14 protein-coding genes and 1 pseudogene are annotated in these 19,149 nt (G+C 59.9%); 10 read left to right on the forward strand and 5 right to left on the reverse strand.

The window, feature by feature from the left end; all coding sequences use genetic code 11:
* The first annotated feature begins 362 nt into the window (after positions 1–362).
* Positions 363–1,028 (forward strand): GMP/IMP nucleotidase, encoded by a 666-nt coding sequence (gene yrfG / locus M3436_03190; protein ID MDQ3563170.1) that lies wholly within the window; start codon positions 363–365, stop codon positions 1,026–1,028.
* A 4-nt stretch (positions 1,029–1,032) separates the two neighbouring features.
* Here yrfG and clpA read toward each other — a convergent pair whose 3' ends face one another.
* Together clpA and clpS are read right to left on the reverse strand one after the other, a co-directional pair.
* Positions 1,033–3,297 (reverse strand): ATP-dependent Clp protease ATP-binding subunit ClpA, encoded by a 2,265-nt coding sequence (clpA, locus tag M3436_03195; GenBank protein ID MDQ3563171.1) that lies wholly within the window; start codon positions 3,295–3,297, stop codon positions 1,033–1,035.
* Positions 3,298–3,309: 12 nt separating this feature from the next.
* Positions 3,310–3,630: an ATP-dependent Clp protease adapter ClpS gene (gene clpS / locus M3436_03200; GenBank protein ID MDQ3563172.1), complete on the reverse strand. Its 321-nt coding sequence runs from the start codon at positions 3,628–3,630 to the stop codon at positions 3,310–3,312.
* A gap of 449 nt (positions 3,631–4,079) precedes the next feature.
* On the opposite strand from clpS, the gene aceA reads away from it, so the two are divergent.
* From aceA to M3436_03235, 7 genes and pseudogenes are all read left to right on the forward strand, one after another.
* Positions 4,080–5,381 carry an isocitrate lyase gene (aceA, locus tag M3436_03205; GenBank protein ID MDQ3563173.1) on the forward strand — a complete coding sequence of 434 codons (1,302 nt, stop codon included), beginning with the start codon at positions 4,080–4,082 and terminating at the stop codon, positions 5,379–5,381.
* A 167-nt stretch (positions 5,382–5,548) separates the two neighbouring features.
* Complete coding sequence (cysM, locus tag M3436_03210) at positions 5,549–6,442, forward strand: cysteine synthase CysM (GenBank protein MDQ3563174.1); 894 nt, start codon at positions 5,549–5,551, stop codon at positions 6,440–6,442.
* A 4-nt stretch (positions 6,443–6,446) separates the two neighbouring features.
* Entirely contained in the window at positions 6,447–8,495 is a 2,049-nt protein-coding gene (locus M3436_03215) for a YdbH domain-containing protein (GenBank protein ID MDQ3563175.1), read from the forward strand.
* Between the two features lie 10 nt (positions 8,496–8,505).
* A complete protein-coding gene (locus tag M3436_03220) occupies positions 8,506–9,108 on the forward strand; it encodes a YdbL family protein (protein ID MDQ3563176.1) in 603 nt (200 codons plus the stop codon).
* An 18-nt stretch (positions 9,109–9,126) separates the two neighbouring features.
* Positions 9,127–9,912, forward strand: a complete 786-nt coding sequence (locus M3436_03225) for a 3'-5' exonuclease (GenBank protein MDQ3563177.1) — start codon at positions 9,127–9,129, stop codon at positions 9,910–9,912.
* Between the two features lie 119 nt (positions 9,913–10,031).
* Positions 10,032–11,266 (forward strand): annotated as a pseudogene (gene rlmD, locus M3436_03230) (23S rRNA (uracil(1939)-C(5))-methyltransferase RlmD).
* A gap of 19 nt (positions 11,267–11,285) precedes the next feature.
* On the forward strand, positions 11,286–12,443 hold the full coding sequence (locus tag M3436_03235; protein MDQ3563178.1) for an AI-2E family transporter: 1,158 nt from the start codon (positions 11,286–11,288) through the stop codon (positions 12,441–12,443).
* 23 nt (positions 12,444–12,466) lie between these two features.
* On the opposite strand, the gene M3436_03240 is transcribed toward M3436_03235, so the two are convergent.
* The 3 genes from M3436_03240 to map all read right to left on the reverse strand — a co-directional run bounded on the left by M3436_03240 (position 12,467) and on the right by map (position 17,051).
* Entirely contained in the window at positions 12,467–13,522 is a 1,056-nt protein-coding gene (locus tag M3436_03240) for a DUF2333 family protein (protein MDQ3563179.1), read from the reverse strand.
* 104 nt (positions 13,523–13,626) lie between these two features.
* Positions 13,627–16,278: a [protein-PII] uridylyltransferase gene (gene glnD / locus M3436_03245; GenBank protein ID MDQ3563180.1), complete on the reverse strand. Its 2,652-nt coding sequence runs from the start codon at positions 16,276–16,278 to the stop codon at positions 13,627–13,629.
* Positions 16,275–17,051 carry a type I methionyl aminopeptidase gene (gene map, locus M3436_03250; protein MDQ3563181.1) on the reverse strand — a complete coding sequence of 259 codons (777 nt, stop codon included), beginning with the start codon at positions 17,049–17,051 and terminating at the stop codon, positions 16,275–16,277. Before map ends, glnD begins: the two co-directional genes overlap by 4 nt.
* A gap of 170 nt (positions 17,052–17,221) precedes the next feature.
* Between map and rpsB the strand changes: the two genes are divergently transcribed.
* Together rpsB and tsf are read left to right on the forward strand one after the other, a co-directional pair.
* Complete coding sequence (gene rpsB, locus M3436_03255; GenBank protein ID MDQ3563182.1) at positions 17,222–18,172, forward strand: 30S ribosomal protein S2; 951 nt, start codon at positions 17,222–17,224, stop codon at positions 18,170–18,172.
* Between the two features lie 56 nt (positions 18,173–18,228).
* The gene (gene tsf / locus M3436_03260) at positions 18,229–19,113 is read left to right on the forward strand and encodes a translation elongation factor Ts (GenBank protein ID MDQ3563183.1); all 885 of its coding nucleotides are present in this window, start codon (positions 18,229–18,231) and stop codon (positions 19,111–19,113) included.
* Positions 19,114–19,149: the final 36 nt, after the last annotated feature.

The raw sequence follows: 19,149 nt of genomic DNA on the forward strand, positions 1-19,149 counted from the left end.
AACAGTCGTCGCACCGCCCAGGCTCCCGACGCCCCCAGCTATCCCCGGAGGCCAGTACTCTTTCACCCTAGGAGGCCAGGCTTTACTACCTTCTTTCAGACTCATCTTTGAATTAGAAAATACTCCCGGTGCGGAACGGAAGAGACTCACGCGGACCTACGTTTCATATCCATGGCTAGCTGTCGAAGGATTTCTTGGGAAACAAAGTGGGAAACAAAGGAGCAAGTCTCAATATATAATAAACCGATATGTCAAAGCCAAACCCTATCCGTCCGCGAGACCAGACCCTGTCCGTCCCGTTCGGCACGGTGGCGGTATACGGTAAATTGCGAGTAGGAATTCATTCCCTGTAGACTTGAGCCATGCTCGACTGGAATTCAATAGAATCCGTCTTTCTCGACCTCGACGGGACGCTGCTCGACCTTCAGTTTGATAATCATTTCTGGCACACGCACGTTCCCCGGCGCTTTGCCGAGCGCTTCAATCTGGCGCCCGAGGATGCAAAGACACGGCTGGTGGCGCGTTACAAAGCCATGGAAGGAACACTCGATTGGTACTGTCTGGATTATTGGTCGCGCGATCTCGGGCTGGACCTCGTCGAGTTGAAACGAGAGGTGGAGCATTTGATCGCCGTGCACCCTCATGTCGTTCCGTTCTTGCGGTCTCTTCGAACGCTAGGTAAGCGCGTCGTTTTGACCACCAACGCGCACGCGAAAAGTCTCGCCATCAAACTCACGCGCACGGGCCTCGACGCTTATTTCGATGCGGTGATTTGCGCACATGATTTCCTGACTCCCAAGGAAGATCCCGATTTCTGGCGGCGTCTAGATAACCACGAACCGTTCCTGGTCGAGGCGACGCTCTTGGTCGATGATAATATCAGTGTGTTGCAGAGCGCACGGACTCATGGGATCCGTTACCTCTACGGGGTGATGCGACCGGACAGCAGCGCACCCGCGAGATCCACGGGGGAGTTTCCAATGATCCGGGATTTTCGCGATCTCATGCCGGCCATGCCCTTAGAGTGAAGTATTAAACCGCGGCCGCGGTCTCTTTCGTCTCGACAGTGAGGGATAGTTCGCCGTCCTTGATGGTAATGTCGACATGGCCGCCGTGTTCAAGCGTGCCAAACAGCAGCTCTTCGGCGAGAGGCCGCTTGATCTTGTCTTGGATGAGGCGGCTCATCGGCCGCGCCCCCATCAATGGATCGTGGCCGTGCTCGGCGAGCCAAGCCCGCGCCGCCTCGTCGACATCGACGGTTACGTTCTTGGTGTCGAGTTGGGATTCGAGCTCGACCAGGAACTTATCGACGACTTGCTGCACGGCGCGTTCATCGAGCGCACTGAATTGGACGATCGCATCCAGGCGATTGCGGAACTCCGGGCTGAACGCGCGTTTGATGACTTCCATGGCGTCGCCCGTATGGTCTTGATGGGTAAATCCGACCGAGGCGCGGTTGATGCGCTCGGCGCCGGCGTTGGTGGTCATGATGATGATGACATTGCGGAAGTCGCTCTCGCGGCCGTTGGTATCGGTCAGCGCGCCGTGGTCCATGATCTGCAGCAACAGGTTGTACACGTCGGGATGCGCTTTTTCGATCTCATCTAATAGCAACACACAGTGCGGATGTTTAGTGATGGCCTCGGTCAAGAGCCCGCCCTGGTCGAAGCCCACGTAACCGGGCGGGGCGCCGATGAGGCGTGAGACGGTATGCCGCTCCATGTATTCCGACATATCGAAGCGCACCAGCTCGATGCCCATGATGCGCGCGAGTTGGCGGCTCACCTCGGTTTTGCCTACGCCCGTCGGTCCGGCGAAAAGAAAGGAGCCGATCGGCCGCCGTGTATCGCCGAGGCCCGAGCGCGACATCTTGATCGCGGCGGCCATCGATGCGATGGCTTGTTCCTGTCCGAAGACGACGAGCTTGAGATCGCGTTCCAGATACCGCAGCACGTCCTTATCCGAGGTCGAGACGGTTTTGGGCGGGATGCGGGCGACCTTGGCGACGATGTTCTCGATATCGGCTACGTTGATGATCTTGCGCCGGCGCGAGGGCGGGACGAGTTGCTGGCTCGCGCCCACTTCGTCGATGATGTCGATGGCCTTGTCCGGCAGATGGCGGTCGTTGATGTAACGGTCGGTCAGTTCGGCGGCCGCTCGCAAGGCTTGATGGGTGTATTTGACCCCGTGATGGCGTTCGAATCGGGACTTGAGGCCCTGAAGGATCTTAACCGTGTCCTCGACCGAAGGCTCGGCGATATCGATCTTCTGGAAACGCCGGGAGAGCGCCCGGTCCTTCTCGAAGATCCCGCGGTATTCCTGATAGGTCGTCGATCCGATGCACTTGAGATCCCCTGAGGCGAGCATCGGTTTGATGAGATTGGAAGCGTCCATCACGCCGCCGGACGCCGCTCCGGCTCCGATGATGGTATGGATTTCGTCGATGAAAAGGATGGCGCCGGGTTCCTTCTGCAACTGGCCGAGGACGCCTTTCAAGCGCTTTTCGAAATCGCCGCGATATTTGGTCCCGGCGAGCAAGGCGCCGAGGTCGAGGGCGTAAATGTTGCTCTCGGCTAGGACCTCGGGGACCTCGCCATCGACGATCATCTTGGCCAATCCTTCGGCAATCGCGGTTTTCCCCACACCCGCTTCGCCGACGTAGAGGGGATTGTTCTTGCGCCGCCGGCACAGGATCTGAATCGTGCGTTCTATCTCTTGGCGGCGGCCGATCAAGGGGTCTATCTTCCCTTTTCGCGCCAGCCTGTTCAGATGGCTCGTGAAGGCCTCTAAAGGGGATTTTCCGCCTTCCGCGGACTCGGGCGCATGGTCCGCCGCGCCGTTGCCCTCGGCCGGTTCATCCTCGTCGGTTTTGGTGATCCCGTGGGAAATGAAATTGACCACGTCCAGGCGTGTGACGTGGTATTTGTTGAGCAGGTAGACGGCCTGGGACTCGCGCTCGCCGAATAGCGCCACCAGCACATTGGCGCCGGTAACTTCCCGTTTGCCCGAAGACTGAACGTGGAAAACCGCGCGCTGCAAGACGCGTTGGAATCCGAGCGTGGGCTGCGTGTCCCGATCGTCGCTGAGGGATAGCACGGGGGCCGTTTCCTGAATGAATAGCTCCAACTCGCCGCGCAATTGCTGGCAGTCCGCACCGCAAGCGCGCAACACCCTGACCGCGGCACCATTGTCGATCAGGGCTAGCAACAAGTGCTCGACCGTGATGAATTCATGCCGCTGCACGCGCGCGTCTTTGTAGGTATGGTTAAGCGTGATCTCCAGCTCTTTGTTTAACATAGCCGTTCCTGCTTATTCGCGCTCCGTGGTACAGAGCAGTGGGTGTTGATGTTCGCGCGCATAGGCGTTGACCTGCGCGGCTTTGGTCTCCGCGATTTCATGGGTGAACAGTCCGCACACGCCGCGACCGCGCGTGTGTACCTCGATCATGATGAGAGTCGCATCTTGCCGGTTCTTGGAAAAAAACTGTTCCAAGATATGCACGACGAAATCCATCGGAGTGTAATCGTCATTCAGCAAGATCACCCTGTACAAGGGCGGACGTTTGAGCTTAGGCCGGGCGTCTTGAAGCGCCAATCCGCCGTCGTGGTCATTTTGGGGTTTCTGTGCCATGACCTAGGTGTTCCAGTCGTCGCTACATAAATTATACGGACCCGATAGCGATATTTCATAGATCATCCTGCCGGCGATCAGATATTTTCGCGAAGGATAAGGAAGCCCGCGCTCGATGTTTACGGGCGCAAAAAGCTTGCCCATTTCCGAGCCGCGGTTCGAAAGCGGCGCGTAGCATGCAACGCTCGCACGTGTTTGTGCAACGCAACGTGATGTTCACATTTAGGGGGCTAGTGGAGTGTACTTCAGGATGGCCGTAAGGTTACAATCGGTCCGTTCCGGAGGCGCAAGCGCGCGAGTTAATTAGGGAAGAATTCGCGCGGCCAGCGATTTGCCGCGCAAACGTGGCGAAGCAGCGGCGCGCAGGGATAAACATATCATGGGGTCTAAGCTACCGGCATTCCTATCGCCGGAGGTCGGGCGATCGTGTTAAACGAGGAGAGATAGTGATGGCGTTCGAAAGTGAAGCGAAGAAACTAGAACAGGAATGGACCACGAACCCCCGCTGGAAGGACCGCAAGCGAGATTACCGCGCCGCAGATGTCGTCAAGCTGCGGGGAAGCGTGCCTATCGAGCATACCCTGGCCAAGCGGGGCGCGGAGAAGCTCTGGCGCCTAATCCATAGCGAGGATTTCGTCAACGCCCTCGGGGCGCTCACCGGAAATCAAGCGGTGCAGCAGGCGAAAGCCGGCTTAAAAGCCATCTATCTCAGCGGCTGGCAGGTGGCGGCGGACGCCAATACTGCTTTCACGATGTATCCAGACCAATCGCTTTATCCGGTCGACAGCGTGCCGACCGTGATCCGGCGCATCAACAACGCCTTGACCCGGGCCGACCAGATCGCGCACGCGGAGGGGGATGACAGCATCGACTATTTCCTGCCGATACTCGCCGACGCCGAAGCGGGATTCGGCGGCGTGCTCAACGCCTTCGAGCTTATGAAACATATGATCGAAGCGGGCGCCGCCGCGGTGCACTTCGAGGATCAGCTCGCCTCGGCCAAGAAATGCGGACATATGGGCGGCAAGGTGCTCGTGCCGACCCAGGAGGCGGTGCAGAAGCTCGCGGCCGCGCGGCTGGCGGCGGACACCATGGGGGTGCCGACCGTGATCATCGCCCGTACCGATGCCGAGGGCGCGAGTCTCATAACCTCGGACGTCGACGAACGCGATCAGGCGTTCCGTACCGGAGAGCGCACGGTCGAGGGTTTTTACGTCACCAAGAAAGGGCTGGATCAAGCGATTGCGCGGGGGATCGCGTATGCACCCTACGCTGACCTTATCTGGTGCGAGACGCAGACGCCGGATCTCGCGTTCGCGAAGAAGTTCGTCGAGGGCGTTCGCAAGCATCATCCGAATCAGCTCTTCGCGTACAACTGTTCGCCCTCGTTCAATTGGAAAAAGAACCTCGACGACGCCACGATCGCGAAGTTCCAGCGCGAGATGGGCGCCATGGGTTATAAATTTCAGTTCATTACGCTGGCCGGTTTCCATGCCTTGAATTACAGCATGTTCAATCTCGCCTATGGTTACGCGCGCCACCAGATGAGCGCCTTCGTGGAATTGCAGGAAGCGGAGTTCGCGGCGGTATCCAAGGGGTTCAGCGCCGTCAAACACCAACGCGAAGTGGGCACCGGCTACTTCGATGCGGTGGCCCAAGTCATTACCGGAGGAAACTCTTCGATCACCGCCCTCAAGGGGTCAACGGAAGAAGCTCAGTTCGAGGATCTCAAAGCCGCAGGCGCGCACTGATTTAGGGGCTTGCAACGACCCGACAGGCGGCCGGAAGGCGCCTGCCGGGTTTGATCCCCTCACCCCAACCCTCTCCCGGTGGGAGAGGGAGAAAAGACGATGCCTGTCCAGGAAGGACAGGGACTTTGGAGGTGTACCCGAAATTTCAAATATGTTTGGATAGGTTTATGCCGTTCCCCAGCATCGAATCCTTTGTCGGCAACACTCCGTTGGTGCGCCTGCAGCGATTGCCGGGCGAGACCACGAACGTGATCTTGGCTAAGCTCGAAGGCGATAATCCCGCCGGTTCCGTGAAGGATCGTCCGGCCCTGAGCATGATCCGGCGCGCGGAGGAGCGCGGCGAGATCAGACCGGGCGACACACTTATTGAAGCCACCAGCGGGAACACCGGGATCGCACTGGCCTTGGTCGCCGCCATCAAGGGCTACCGGATGGTGCTGATCATGCCCGAGCACATGAGCGTCGAGCGGCGCGCGGCCATGCGAGCCTATGGGGCCGAGATTATTCTGACGCCGGCGGTAGGAAGCATGGAAGCCGCGATTGACTTGGCACAGGAAATGGAGCGAGAAGGCCGCGGGAAAGTCCTTGACCAATTTTCCAATCCCGACAATCCGCGCGCCCATTACGAAGGCACGGGGCCCGAGATCTGGCGTGCGACCGAGGGCCGGGTCACGCATTTCGTGAGCTCCATGGGCACGACGGGAACGATCATGGGAACGTCCCGCTTTCTTAAGGAAAAGAACCCCGGGGTCCGGATCGTCGGAGTGCAACCTCAGGCCGGAGCCTGCATTCCGGGGATCCGCCGTTGGCCGCCGGAGTATCTGCCCAAGATCTACGAACCCGCGCGCGTAGACCGGATCATCGACGTGAGCCAGGAAGAGGCCGAATCCTTAACCCGGAGCTTGGCGGCGCAGGAGGGTATTTTCGCGGGGACATCATCGGGCGGAGCGGTCGCCGCCGCATTGCGCCTCGCGCGCGAGCTGCAGCATGCCGTGATCGTCACCGTCATCTGCGATCGCGGGGATCGCTATTTGTCCACTGAGCTTTTCCCGAGCAGTTGAGCGCGTGCTTGGGCGCGGCGCCTGTATCTTAGGGGCCTGCGCACTGCTGCACTCGCAAGCAGTCTTTGGCGCCCTACCGCGTTTTACCGATCTTGCATTTGTGGGGCAGTGGGTGGCGGCGCTGAGCTCCGTTGCGGGATCGGAGCTTGACCTCTCGATCGGGCGGGTGGAAATTCCGCCCCGCTTCGCGTTATCCGATTTCCATGTCCACTGCTCGGGCTGGGTGATGAACGACGATGCTGCCGGGTGCCGCCGGTTCGAGATCCGGCAGCCGTGGCTCGGTCCGTTACGAGGAGAGTTGCGCGTTCGTTCGAGCGGGGAGCATACGGAGATCGCGTTCACGGATATCGCCTGGGCGGGGGCTCGTGGACGGCTCGTCTGGCGGTGGAACCGAGGACACTGGACGCTTCGTTGCACCCTGTCGGGGCTCGATCTATCGCAGCTTGCTCGCCTGCACGGGCGGTGGATCACCGAGGCAGGCGGTTATACCGATATTCAGGGGTCCGCGGACGTGCGGTTCGAGCTTGGCGGTGCCGGTAAGGACGCGGCTAGGTTCCAGGCGGTCATCGGTGTCCGGACAGTCGGATTCAACGGACCGGACGCCGCGCAGGATCTGGCCGCGAAAATGGAACTGCGCGCAGCAGCGCGGCCGAGGAAGCGTTGGGTCGCTTCAAGCCGGCTCGAATTTACGCGCGGGCAGCTCTATCTCGAACCCGGCTTTACCCTGGGCGGAGTTCGGCCTGGCTTTGCGTTGGAGACGCCGGGTTTACTCCTCCGCATTAACGCCGAATGGGATCCTTCCGCCGGCAAGCTCGATGTTTTCGATCTGGTGCTGGATCACAAGAAGACATTACGACTACGCGCGAGCGGATCGTTCAGGCCTTTCACTTCGAAGCCCTGGGATGTGTTGAGACTCAACGCGTCGCTTTTAGATCTTCGCAAAGCCTATCCAATGTACCTGCAACCGCTCCTTTTCGGTACGGTGCTGCGAGACATCAAGCCCGCCGGGCAGCTCGGGATCGACGCCCGGATCACGGCCGGCGTACCGGCGCAGTTGCGGCTCGTGTTCTCGGAGGTAAGTGCGCGCGAGGCGCAGGGGGGATTTGAAATCCGCTCGCTGAGCGGCCAATTACCACTACTTGCCCACGGCCAGCGGCTGCGGTCGCGCCTGCGCTTTGCGCAGCTCAAACTCCAGCGCCTCGCATTCGGTCCGGTCGACCTCGACATCGAATCTCAAGAGGGCGAGTTGCGTTTAGCCCGGCCGGTAAGTATTCCGGTCCTGGACGGAAAGCTTTGGATCGAGTCCTTGCGCGCTTATGATTTCGGCGGCGACGAATTTTCCGTGCAAGCCGACACCAAGGTCGAACCTTTCTCGCTCGCCCGCTTTACGCGCGCGCTCGGCTGGCATCCGTTGTCCGGCCGCCTCTCCGGCGTGGCGCCGGGAATAGACTATCGACACGACACCTTACGGGTCGGCGGCGCCTTGCGCGCACAGGTGTTCGATGGCGCCGTCGTGGTTCAAAACCTATACATCAACGATCCGTTTGGACCGGCGCCGGTTCTCACGGCCGACATTAGCGTTAGGGATCTGGACCTAGAGGCACTGACCGGAGCGTTTTCGTTTGGTAAGATTGAAGGCGGATTGGGGGGGCGGGTGCGCGGCCTGCGGCTGGAGGATGGACAACCGGTAGCGTTCGATGCTGAATTTTCCACCCCGGCCAAGGATCCGAAGCCGCATCGGATCAGTCAGCGGGCGGTCGAGAGCCTCACTCGGCTTGGAGGCGGCGGAAGCGCGAACACATTCTCGCGGGCGTTACTCGGGTTATTCGACACGTTTTCTTACGCGCGTCTCGGGATCACATGCCGCCTGCGTAACGGCGTGTGCGACATGGGCGGAGTCGGGCCGGTAGAGGAAGGAGGCTACTACATTGTGAAAGGAGGCAGAGTCCCGCCCGTGATCGATGTCAAGGGATACAATCGATCCGTCGCGTGGCGGACCTTGATCGATCGCTTAAAGCGCGTGACGGCGAGCAAGGGGGCCGTAGTCAAATGAGAGGTTAGGAATGAAAAGTACAGCCATAACCGCGATCATCGCTTTGAGCTCGGCAGCCTGTGTGACGGTCAACATCTATTTTCCAGCGGCGGCTGCGGAACAAGCCGCTGATCAAATCATACAAGACATCTATGGACGGCCAAAGAAAGGCGACGCGCCGGAAAAACCGTCCAACGAAGACCAAAGCCGGGGCGTTGGCGTGGATACGTCATTGGGAAGCCGTGTGTTGTCTTTAATTGTACCCATGGCATTCGCCGCACAACTGGATATTGACATCTCCAGTCCCGGAATCGATAAGCTGCGCGCTTCCATGCGCAAGCGGAATCGAGCCCTGTCGCCGTTCTACGCGAGCGGTGCGGTTGGAATGACCGCAAACGGTTTGTTAGACGCGCGCGACCTCGCGGCGGTCCCACTCGCGCGCCGCAACGCGCTCAAGCAACTCGTGGCTGAGGAGAATCGGGATCGAAATGCGCTGTATCAAGGGATCGCCCGCGAGAACGGCCATCCAGAGTGGGAGAGTGAGATCCGCGCCACCTTCGCGGAGCGCTGGGTTACGAATGCACCGCGCGGATGGTGGTATCAGGACGACGGCGCCGGGTGGAAAAAGAAATAAGCGCGCTTTGGGCCGGCCGTGAACGTGCTGGTGTTTGACATCGAGACGGTCCCGGACGTGGACACCGGCCGCCGTTTGTATGAGCTCACTGACCTAACGGATAAAGAAGTTGCACAGGTCATGCACAGTAAGCGTATGCAGGAGACCGAGGGAAAAAGCGAGTTCCTGCGTCACCCGGTGCAGCGCGTGGTCGCGATTTCCCTCGTCTTACGCACACCCGCCCGCTTACATGTCTGGTCGATCGGAGAGCCGGGCTTGCCGGAGGCGGAGCTGATCCAGCGGTTCTTCGACGGCATCGAGCGTTATAGCCCCATTCTCGTTTCGTGGAACGGGCGGGGATTCGACCTTCCGGTGCTGCATTACCGCGGACTTCTGCACGGAATCAAGGCGGGCCGCTACTGGGAAACCGGCGGCAATGACCAGGGCTTTCGTTGGAACAATTATCTCAATCGTTTTCATGAGCGTCATACCGATCTCATGGACGTCATCGCGGGCTACGAGCCGCGTGCTTTTGCGTCCTTGCACGATGTCGCGAGCCTGATGGGATTTCCAGGGAAACTGGAGATGAGCGGCGCCGATGTGTGGGAGCGCTTTCGTGCGGGCGATATCGAGGCCATACGCAACTATTGTGAAACCGATGTGTTGAACACCTATCTGATTTATCTGCGCTACGAGCTGATGTGCGGCAAGCAAACCCGCGACGGCTTTGAAGCGGGGTGTCAGGCCTTGCGGCAGGCCTTGGAGCAGGAATCGCGGCCCCATCTGCAAGCCTTCTTGCACGCATGGAACGGCGTCTCTCCGTAGGCATTGCGATCCGGCGATCGGCGGACGCGCGAGGGCCACTCCTCGCCGGTAGCCGGGCCCCGCCGCTCTGCGAGGCGCGCAGCGAGACGCTCTCCGCGGAAGGCCGTGGCGTCGCGCATATCGACGGTAAGACGGTCTTTATCGACGGCGCTTTAGCGGGTGAACGGGTCATGTTTCGCTATCTTCGCCGGCGCGGCCAGTTCGACGAAGGCGTCGCCGATCGGGTCTTGGAGCCAAGTCTCATGCGTGTCCCGCCGCGCTGTCCGCATTTCGGTGTGTGCGGTGGTTGCAGTCTGCAACACCTTGCTTCTAGATCCCAGATCGAGCACAAACAGCGCGTGTTGCTCGATCAGCTTCTGCATCTCGGGCAAGTGCGGAGACGATCCTCCCGCCGATCACGGGGCCTCTCTGGGGCTATCGCCGCAAGGCCCGCTTGAGCGTGAAATACGTCGATATGAAGGGCGGCATCTTAGCCGGGTTCAAGGAAAAAGGAGGACGGCGGGTAGCGGACCTCAGCCGCTGTGAAGTCTTACACCCGAGCATCGGTCTGCGCTTGAATGAACTGCGCCTGCTGGTGCAAGGCCTTAGTGTCGCGCGCGCCGTACCCCAGATGGAGATCGCTGTGGGCGACCACGAGACGGCAATCATCATCCGGCATTTAACGCCTCTAGCAAGCTCGGATGAGGATTATCTTAAATCGTTTTCGGATCGCACCGGGATCGCCGTATATCTGCAAGCCGGTGGACCGGAGACGGTCGTACGGTTGTGGCCGCCGGGGGACCCGATGCTATCCTATACGTTGCCCGGCCAAGTCGAGATCAGGTTTCTACCCTTGGATTTTATCCAGGTGAACGCCGAGATCAATCGGGCTTTGGTCGAGCGGGTGCTGGCTCTATTGGAGCCGCTCGCGAGCGAACGCGTGCTCGACCTCTTCTGTGGTCTCGGAAACTTTACCCTGCCCTTAGCGCGCCACGCCGGATTCGTTGCGGGGGTCGAAGGGGAACGCACGCTCGTTGAGCGCGGGCGGACAAATGCCCGCGCTAACGGTATCTCGAATGTGGAGTTTCATGCGTTTAACCTCAATGATGAAACAGACCCCTTACCCATTGCAGCCGATGGTTATGAAAAGATGTTGCTCGATCCGCCGCGCACCGGCGCATCGCGGATCCTCGGGCGTCTGCCCTTAGCAGCGGTCAAGCGGCTCGCTTACGTGTCTTGCAACCCCGCGACGCTCGCGCGCGACAGCGCAGTCTTGGTGCGCGAGAAAGGTCTGCGCTTCGTCGCGGCCGGGGTTCTCGACATGTTTCCGCATACCAGCCACGTCGAGTCTATCGCCGTCTTTGAACATGCCTGATAGACGGTATTAAATCGTCATGTTCGACTCGAGGTGGTGGTTTCTCATCGCTACGCTTGGCGCGGGTTGGTTGCTGTATCGGCTGGGATCTGTCTTCACCCCGTTCGTATTGGGAGCGGTCTTGGCCTATCTTGGCGACCCCCTCGTCGATCGGTTGCAGCAGGCCCGGCTCTCGCGCACGGCCGCCGTACTCATCGTGTTCATGCTGTTGACGCTGCTGGGGGCCTTGCTGGTATTGTTCCTGGTTCCGGTGATGCGCCAACAAGTGAGCGCTTTGCTGGGTGCGGTGCCGGCGGCGATGGAATGGTTTCGCACCGAAATGTTACCGCAGATCGTCGATACTGAAATTTTCAAGACTTCCGTATTTAGCTCCGAGTCGATCTATGCCGCCGTCTCGGGTCAATGGCAAAGTTTCGCGGGCGCGCTGATGGGGATCATCCGTGGCATCACCGAATCGAGTCAGGTTGCGCTGACCTTGCTTGTCTATCTGTTTCTCGTCCCGATTGTCACCTTTTATCTTTTACGCGACTGGGATCGTATCGTGGAGCGAATACAGGAATTGTTGCCTAGGCGTTACGAGGCCACGATTGTGAGCTTGGTAAGGGAATGCGACTCCGTGCTGGCTGCCTTTTTACGTGGGCAGTTTGTCGTCATGCTGTCCCTAGGCATGGTGTACGCGCTCGGGCTGTGGATCGTGGGAGTGGAGCTGGCTTTATCCCTCGGTATGCTGGCCGGTTTGGTGAGCTTTGTCCCCTATCTTGGGTTTTTCGTGGGGATCGGTATGGCCGGGCTCGCCGCGATCGCTCAATTCCAGGACTTGCTGCATCTGGTTTATGTGATCGCCGTATTCACGGTGGGACAGCTCTTGGAAGGTTACGTGCTCTCGCCCTGGCTGGTCGGCACGCGCATCGGCTTGCATCCGGTGGCGGTCATCTTTTCCGTCATGGCCGGCGGCCAATTGTTTGGCATGGTGGGCGTATTGATCGCGTTGCCGGTGGCGGCCGTCGTCCTGGTGCTTCTCCGCCATTCCCGGGACCGCTATTTGGCGAGCGATTTTTTTTATACGCCGCAGCCGCACCCGCCCGGCGACGGGCCCGGACGCGGCATCAAGAAGGGGCGGTCAGAGATTCGCGGAAAAGCGGTTGCCACAGGTACAGATAGAGGCCGCAACACATAAACGTAAGGGCCGCATACGTATCGTTAGCCTTGCTGGAGCAGTTTTATGAGATCGATCGTGGCGGCATTGGCGCGTGAGATATAAGAGGCCATGACCAAGGAGTGATTGGCGAAGATCGCGAAGCCACCCCCGGTGAGAACCATCGGGCTCATCAGCGCGTCCTGGGTGCGATCCAATTCGCGTATGATCTGGCGCACGCTGGCGAGTGCGTTCTTTTTGTTGAGCACCGATTCGAAGTCGATCTCGATGGCGCGCAGGAAGTGCACAAGAGCCCAAGTCGCGCCGCGGGCTTCATAGAAGACGTCGTCGAGCTCCATCCAAGGGGTTTTTAACGCAGGGGCGGCGAAAAGCGACGCGTCTTCCACAGCGGCCGGGTTAGCGCTGGTAATAAGCACGGGCACCTTCCCGACGCTGGCGCTCAAGCGCTGAGAGTGGTCCCCTAAGCGCTGTGCAACGAGCGACAGATACGCGACCAGGTTATCGGCGCGCGCGTAAAACCGGGCCGCGGACGGCTTCGCGTTCGTTAGCCTCGAATAATAGCGTTCCAGTGCTACGATACCCGCTTTTGCTTGACCCTCGAAGGACGGAAACAACCAGGCATCGGTGTCGTTGTGAAAATCGGGATCGGCGCGGGATAGGTCAGCGTCTTCGGTCGATTGGGTTTGCGAGCGGCTAAAGTCGTTTCGCAACACACGGGTCAAATCCCGCAATTGCACCACCACGCCAAACTCCCAACTCGGCGTGTTGTCCATGAGCAAACCCGGCGGGGTAATATCATTGGCTATATACCCGCCGGGTTTATCGATTAAAAACGACGCGACTTCGATGAGCGTCGAACTCGTGATCGCGCCAGGCACGAGCTTCTTCGGATCTTCAGCCACCTGCTTCAAGGCCGCCTCGCGCACATCAAAGTGCGGCGGATCGAAAAACGCCGTATCAACGTCCCAATAATAGCTCAATCCCAGCAGGACGATTGCGGTGACGGACACGAGGACCACCGTTATCTGGCCGGCGAGCGAGGGATCGTCCTCGTGCGGATAGCCGTCCGTCGTGTTTCTGCCGAAGAGTCGCGCGAGCATGGAACTAGGCTAACGATCCTGCGTGGCTATGGCGCCAGACTAAGAGATATCATCCCGGCCCGCAAGCCATATTGTCCCGCGGTGGTCCGCCACGGGGTGACGCCCTAGGGCTCGAGCGCCGCGGTAATCGAGTTTCTGAGACATTCGAATTTCACGGGATCTTGGATCGGGCGGTTCTCGGTATCGGTAATGTAAAAGATGTCTTCGACGCGCGCACCGAAGGTCGCGATTTTCGCATTTTGCAGGCGCACGCCGCAATGGCGCATGGCCAAGGCGATCTGCGACAACACTCCCGGGCGATCCGTGGCAACGACCTCCATGAGCGTGCGCGCGTTGGCGTTATCGGCGCTAAAGGACACCTCGGTGGGGAGTTTAAAATGTTTGAGTTCGGGCGCCGGCCGCCTATTCGTCTTAACGGACAGGGGTTCCGCCGAACCGAGCTTTGCCTCTAAGGCGGCGGCGATCTCCTGGGCGCGGGCGTCGCTTTGAATCATCTCATAGGTTGCGGCTTCGAGTACGATGTAGGTGTCCAGGGTAAAACCCTTGGGGGAAGAGATGATGCGGGCGTCCATGATGGTGAGCCCAAGCCGATCGAGCGCATGGGTCGCGGCCGCGAACAGGTGGTCTTGGTCGTGCCCGTAGATGAAGATTTCCGTACCGCCGCGGCCCGTTTTGGGGCGGATGAGCACCAGCGGCAGTTCTCCCGCGCGGGCGCCGGCGATGGCCTGGGTGTGCCAGGCGATTTCATCCGGCCCGTGGCGCAAAAAATACTCTTCCCCGAGATCCTGCCATACCGAAAAGATGGCCTCCTTGCTGAGGCTCGACGGCAGCAAGATCGCCAAGGCCTCGCCTTTGATCTCGGCAATCCATTCTTCTTTTTCGATGGGGTTTCGCACCCCTCGGCGGAGCGCCCGTAAGGTGTTCTCATAGAGCTCGGTCAATAAGGCGTCTTTCCAACTGTTCCAGAGTGCGGGGTTGGTGCCGCGGATATCGGCCACCGTGAGCAGGTATAAATAGTCTAGACGCACCCGATTGCTGACCAGCCGGGCGAATTCATTGACCACCTCCGGATCGGAGACGTCGCGCCGCTGCGCCGTCGTCGACATCCGCAGGTGATGTTCGACCAGCCAGGCCACGAGTCTCGTGTCGAAACGCCCAAGCCCGTGGTGCTGGCAGAACTCGGCGGCGATCGTCGCGCCCACTTGCGAGTGGTCCACGCCGCGGCCCTTGGCAAGGTCGTGAAATAGGCCCGCGATGTAGAGGATTTCCGGCTTCGGGATCTGGGCCATGAGGCGAGCGCACATGGGCAGCGCGTCCTTATTTTCGGGGTTGGTGTAGCGGCGCATGTTCTGGACGACGAACAGGGTGTGCACATCGACGGTATAGACGTGGAAGAGATCGAACTGCATGAGCCCGGCGACCGCGCCGAAGGCCGGCAGGTAAGCCTCGAGGACGCCATAGCGGTGCATGCGCTGGAGCTCGTGGCCTAGGCGCCGTGGCTGGCGGACGATCTCGATAAAAAGGCTGCGCACCTTGAGATCGTTGCGGAACTTATCGTCGATAAGATGGCGGTGGTCGCGGATTAAACGGATGGTGCTTGCGCGGACACCCTCGATATGCGGGTTTTGCTGCAACAGTAGAAAGATCTCCAAAAGGGCGAACGGATAGCCTTTGAACACGTGCTCGCCGCAGGCCTCGATGTAAGCGTTCCGGATCTGGAAGCGTTTATTCAAAGGCTGGATCTCGACGGCATGATCGCGCTCGAGGATCGCTTCTTGAAAAAGTTGCAGCAGCATCTCGTTGAGCCGGCTAAGCTCCATCACGATGCGATAATAGTGCTTCATGAAGCGTTCGACTGCGAGTTGATCCTGATCGTCGCTCAGATATCCGAACTGGGCCGCCACGCGCCGCTGATAGTCGAAGAACAAACGATCCTCGCGCCGCCCGGCGAGGGTGTGGAGGGCGAAGCGAATGCGCCATAAGAACGACTGACCGCTGCTCAAGGTCCGGTATTCGTCTGGCGTTAGAAAACCGTGATCGAGCAAGCCCGCTAACGAGTCGGCGCCGAAATGACGTTTAGCGACCCAGGCGATCGTATGGATATCGCGCAGCCCCCCCGGGCCTTCCTTGATGTTGGGTTCGAGATTGTGGGCCGTATCGTGAAACTTACGATGGCGCGCGGCCTGCTCGCAGAGCTTGGCCTCGAAAAAGGCCGCGGGGGGCCAGATAGTCGCCGCTCCGGTCGCGGTGCGCATGGCCTCATAAAGGGCGATGTCACCGGCAAGCAAGCGTGCTTCCATGAGATTCGTCACAATGGTGATATCGTCGGCGGCCATGTCCCGGCATTGCGCTACCGTACGGACGCTGTGCCCAACCTCGAGCCCGATATCCCAGAGGAAGCGCAGAAAAGATTCCATGCGTTCATGGTCCTTGCCCGCCACCCGGGTCCCCGTCAGCACCAAGATATCGACGTCCGAACCCGGATGCAGCTCGCGGCGTCCGTAACCTCCGGCGGCGATCAGGGCAAACGGTTTGCCCGCGAGCTCCCATTGCCGCCAGGCGCGCGTGACCAGCTCGTCCACGAGCCAGGTGCGCTGGGCGACCAGCTCGGTGATCGGCGCGCCCATCGCGAAACGCTGCTCTATGGAAGCCGCTCCGGCCGCAAGCGTGGCCTTATAGACCGCGAGCGGCGCGGCCGCGCGTTTTACATCACGCTCGAAGCGTACCGGATCGAAAAACTCCCGCGGGTTGCTCATAAGGGCTGGGGCGGATCGCCGGGCAGCGAGGTCAAGACCTCGCAGCCGCCGCCGGTCACGAGCACCGTATGCTCCCATTGCGCGGACAGAGCGCGATCCTTGGTGACGACGGTCCACTCATCGGGTAACAGTTTAACGTGGCGTTTCCCGGCATTGATCATCGGTTCGATGGTAAAAGTCATACCCGGCTCCAGCCGCAACCCGGTGTCCCGGCTCCCGTAGTGCAGTACCTGAGGCTCCTCGTGAAATTCCCGGCCGATCCCATGCCCGCAGTATTCGCGCACGACGGAGAAACCGTGCGTTTCCGCGTGCCGCTGAATCGCGTACCCCAAGTCCCCGAGCCGAGCGCCCGGCCAGACGGCTCCGATCCCTATTCGCATGCATTCGTGACACACCTCGACCAGCCGTTTGGCGCGCAAGGCGGGCGTGCCGACAAAAAACATTCTGCTGGTATCGCCGTGGTAACCCTCTTTGATGACGGTGACATCAATATTGATAATGTCACCGTCTTTAAGCCGCTTTTCGCCTGGGATACCGTGACAAACGACATGGTTGACCGAGGTGCAAATGGATTTCGGGAATCCGCGGTAATTGAGCGGCGCCGGGATCGCATCCAGCGTATTGACGATATAATCGTGGCAGAGGCGATCCAGTTCGCCGGTGGTGACGCCTTTGACAACGTGGGGGCGAATCATCGCCAACACGTGCGCCGCGAGCCGGCCCGCGACCCGCATCTTTTCGATCTCCTGAGGTGTTTTAATCGTGACCGGCATGGGATAGCGGGATTGCGCCCGCTCGTGTCCGATTGTTGCCCTACATCAACTATGGTATAAAGCGCGGGCTTTCATAGCAAACTACTCACACACGGTAAGCTGCATTAGGGTGCCCGGTCATAGGGTCAATGCATGGAGTGTGGAGGTCGAACCCTATTAGGAGTGATTCCATGGTTGAGGTAAGCATGCGCCAGATGCTCGAGGCCGGTGTCCATTTTGGCCACCAAACCCGTTACTGGCACCCGAAGATGGCCCCCTTTATCTTCGGAGAACGCAATAAGATCCATATTATCAACCTCGAAAAAACGCTGCCCTTGTTCAATGAGGCCATGGCCTTTCTGCAGAAGCTGGCGGCGCGCAACGGCACCATCCTGGTAGTCGGAACGAAGCGGGCCGCGCAAGAAGTGGTAAAAACTGAGGCGGCCCGCTGTGGGATGCCGTACGTGAACCGCCGCTGGATGGGGGGTACGCTCACCAATTTCCGGACCATCAGGCGTTCCATCAACCGTTTGAAAGAGATCGCGGCCATGTCGGAGGAAGGCGGTCTGGCCGAGCGTCTGAGTAAGAAGGAGGCGCTCCACTACCATCGCGAGCACGAGAAGCTTGAGCGCAGCCTCGGAGGCATCAAGGACATGGAAGGTCTTCCCGATGCGCTGTATATCATCGATGTCGGGCACGAAAAAAATGCAGTGGCGGAAGCAAGGAAACTGAATATCCCCATTGTCGCCGTGGTCGACAGCAACCATTGCCCCGATGGGATCGACTATATGATTCCCGGCAATGACGATGCTATCCGCGCGATCGAGCTTTATCTTAAGACCGCCGCGGATGCCATCGCCCAAGGGCGCGTGGCCTTACCTGAAGCAGTAGTCACGGGAGGGGACGAGTTTGTGGAGCTTGACTCTTCGGGCGAACCGATACGCCTATCCTCCAAGGAAGAAGATGAGCGGGCCGCCCTAAGAAAGAATGCCGTACCGCGTAAGAAAACGGCAAAGAAAAAAGTACCGGTAAGGACGCGAGCGGCGGGCTCTACGAGGACTGCCCGAGGGTCGGAAGATACCGATGCAGTCCCAGCGGCCGAGGAAGCGGCGGCCGATTCTCCGGAGCCGTCCGCTCCTTGATGCGGGCCGTTCGGCCGGGGTTTTAATCGAAACATCATGATGCACAGGGGATGAGGATGGAGATCACCGCCGCGGCGGTAAAAGAGCTTCGGGAACGCACCGGGGCCGGGATGTTGGACTGCAAGAAAGCGTTGCTGGCCGCGGCGGGCGATCTTGAACAGGCTATTGATATCCTGCGTAAATCCGGGGCCGCGAAAGCGGCGAAGAAAGCCGCACGAATAGCCGCCGAAGGCGTTATTGTCATCAGCGTGGCGCCCGGCGCGGCGACGGCGGCGATGGTGGAGGTTAACTGCGAGACGGATTTCGTGACGCGCGCCGATGATTTCAAGGCATTCGCGGAAGCGGTGGGCGGCTGTGTCCTCAGGCACCGGCCTCTCGATGCCGACTCTTTGTTGCGCCTACCCTTGGCGGAGGGCCAGGAGACGGTGGCCGTCTGCTGCGAACAACTGGTCGCCAAGATCGGGGAGAAGATACAGGTGCGGCGCTTCACCTGGCTGGAAGCGGGAAGCGGCGTACTCGGGATCTACCCGCACGGCACCACGATCGGCGTCTTGGTCAGCATGGCCGGAGGGAATGCCGAAATCGCTAGGGACATCGCGATGCACATTGCGTGGAGTCGCCCCCTGTGCGTGCATGAGTCTGAGGTCCCCGCGGACCTCTTGGCGCGCGAGAAAGAGATCTTCGCGGCGCAAGCGGCGGAAACCGGAAAGCCGCCGGCGGTGGTGGAGAAGATCGTGGCCGGTAAGCTGCAGAAATATAAGAGTGAAGTCGCCCTCTTAGGCCAGGCGTTCGTAAAGAACCCCGAGGTGACGGTGGGAAAGCTGTTGGCGGGGGCGGGGGCGAGCGTACGCGCCTTCCAACGATTCGCGGTTGGGGAGGGGCTCGAAAAGCGCGTCGAGAATTTTGCGGCGGAGGTTATGGCCCAAGCACGTGGGGGTTAACTCGCGGTGAGCGCCGGGACCCCGAAATACCGCCGC

It is taken from the genome of Pseudomonadota bacterium (assembly GCA_030859565.1).
Lineage (GTDB): Bacteria > Pseudomonadota > Gammaproteobacteria > JACCXJ01 > JACCXJ01 > USCg-Taylor.

Excerpts from the sequence above, each read along its gene's own strand:
- yrfG (MDQ3563170.1), top strand. The coding sequence starts at position 363 with ATGCTCGACTGGAATTCAATAGAATCCGTCTTTCTCGACCTCGACGGG.
- clpA (MDQ3563171.1), bottom strand. The coding sequence starts at position 3,297 with ATGTTAAACAAAGAGCTGGAGATCACGCTTAACCATACCTACAAAGAC.
- clpS (MDQ3563172.1), bottom strand. The coding sequence starts at position 3,630 with ATGGCACAGAAACCCCAAAATGACCACGACGGCGGATTGGCGCTTCAA.
- aceA (MDQ3563173.1), top strand. The coding sequence starts at position 4,080 with ATGGCGTTCGAAAGTGAAGCGAAGAAACTAGAACAGGAATGGACCACG.
- cysM (MDQ3563174.1), top strand. The coding sequence starts at position 5,549 with ATGCCGTTCCCCAGCATCGAATCCTTTGTCGGCAACACTCCGTTGGTG.
- M3436_03220 (MDQ3563176.1), top strand. The coding sequence starts at position 8,506 with ATGAAAAGTACAGCCATAACCGCGATCATCGCTTTGAGCTCGGCAGCC.
- M3436_03235 (MDQ3563178.1), top strand. The coding sequence starts at position 11,286 with ATGTTCGACTCGAGGTGGTGGTTTCTCATCGCTACGCTTGGCGCGGGT.
- M3436_03240 (MDQ3563179.1), bottom strand. The coding sequence starts at position 13,522 with ATGCTCGCGCGACTCTTCGGCAGAAACACGACGGACGGCTATCCGCAC.
- glnD (MDQ3563180.1), bottom strand. The coding sequence starts at position 16,278 with ATGAGCAACCCGCGGGAGTTTTTCGATCCGGTACGCTTCGAGCGTGAT.
- map (MDQ3563181.1), bottom strand. The coding sequence starts at position 17,051 with ATGCCGGTCACGATTAAAACACCTCAGGAGATCGAAAAGATGCGGGTC.
- rpsB (MDQ3563182.1), top strand. The coding sequence starts at position 17,222 with ATGGTTGAGGTAAGCATGCGCCAGATGCTCGAGGCCGGTGTCCATTTT.
- tsf (MDQ3563183.1), top strand. The coding sequence starts at position 18,229 with ATGGAGATCACCGCCGCGGCGGTAAAAGAGCTTCGGGAACGCACCGGG.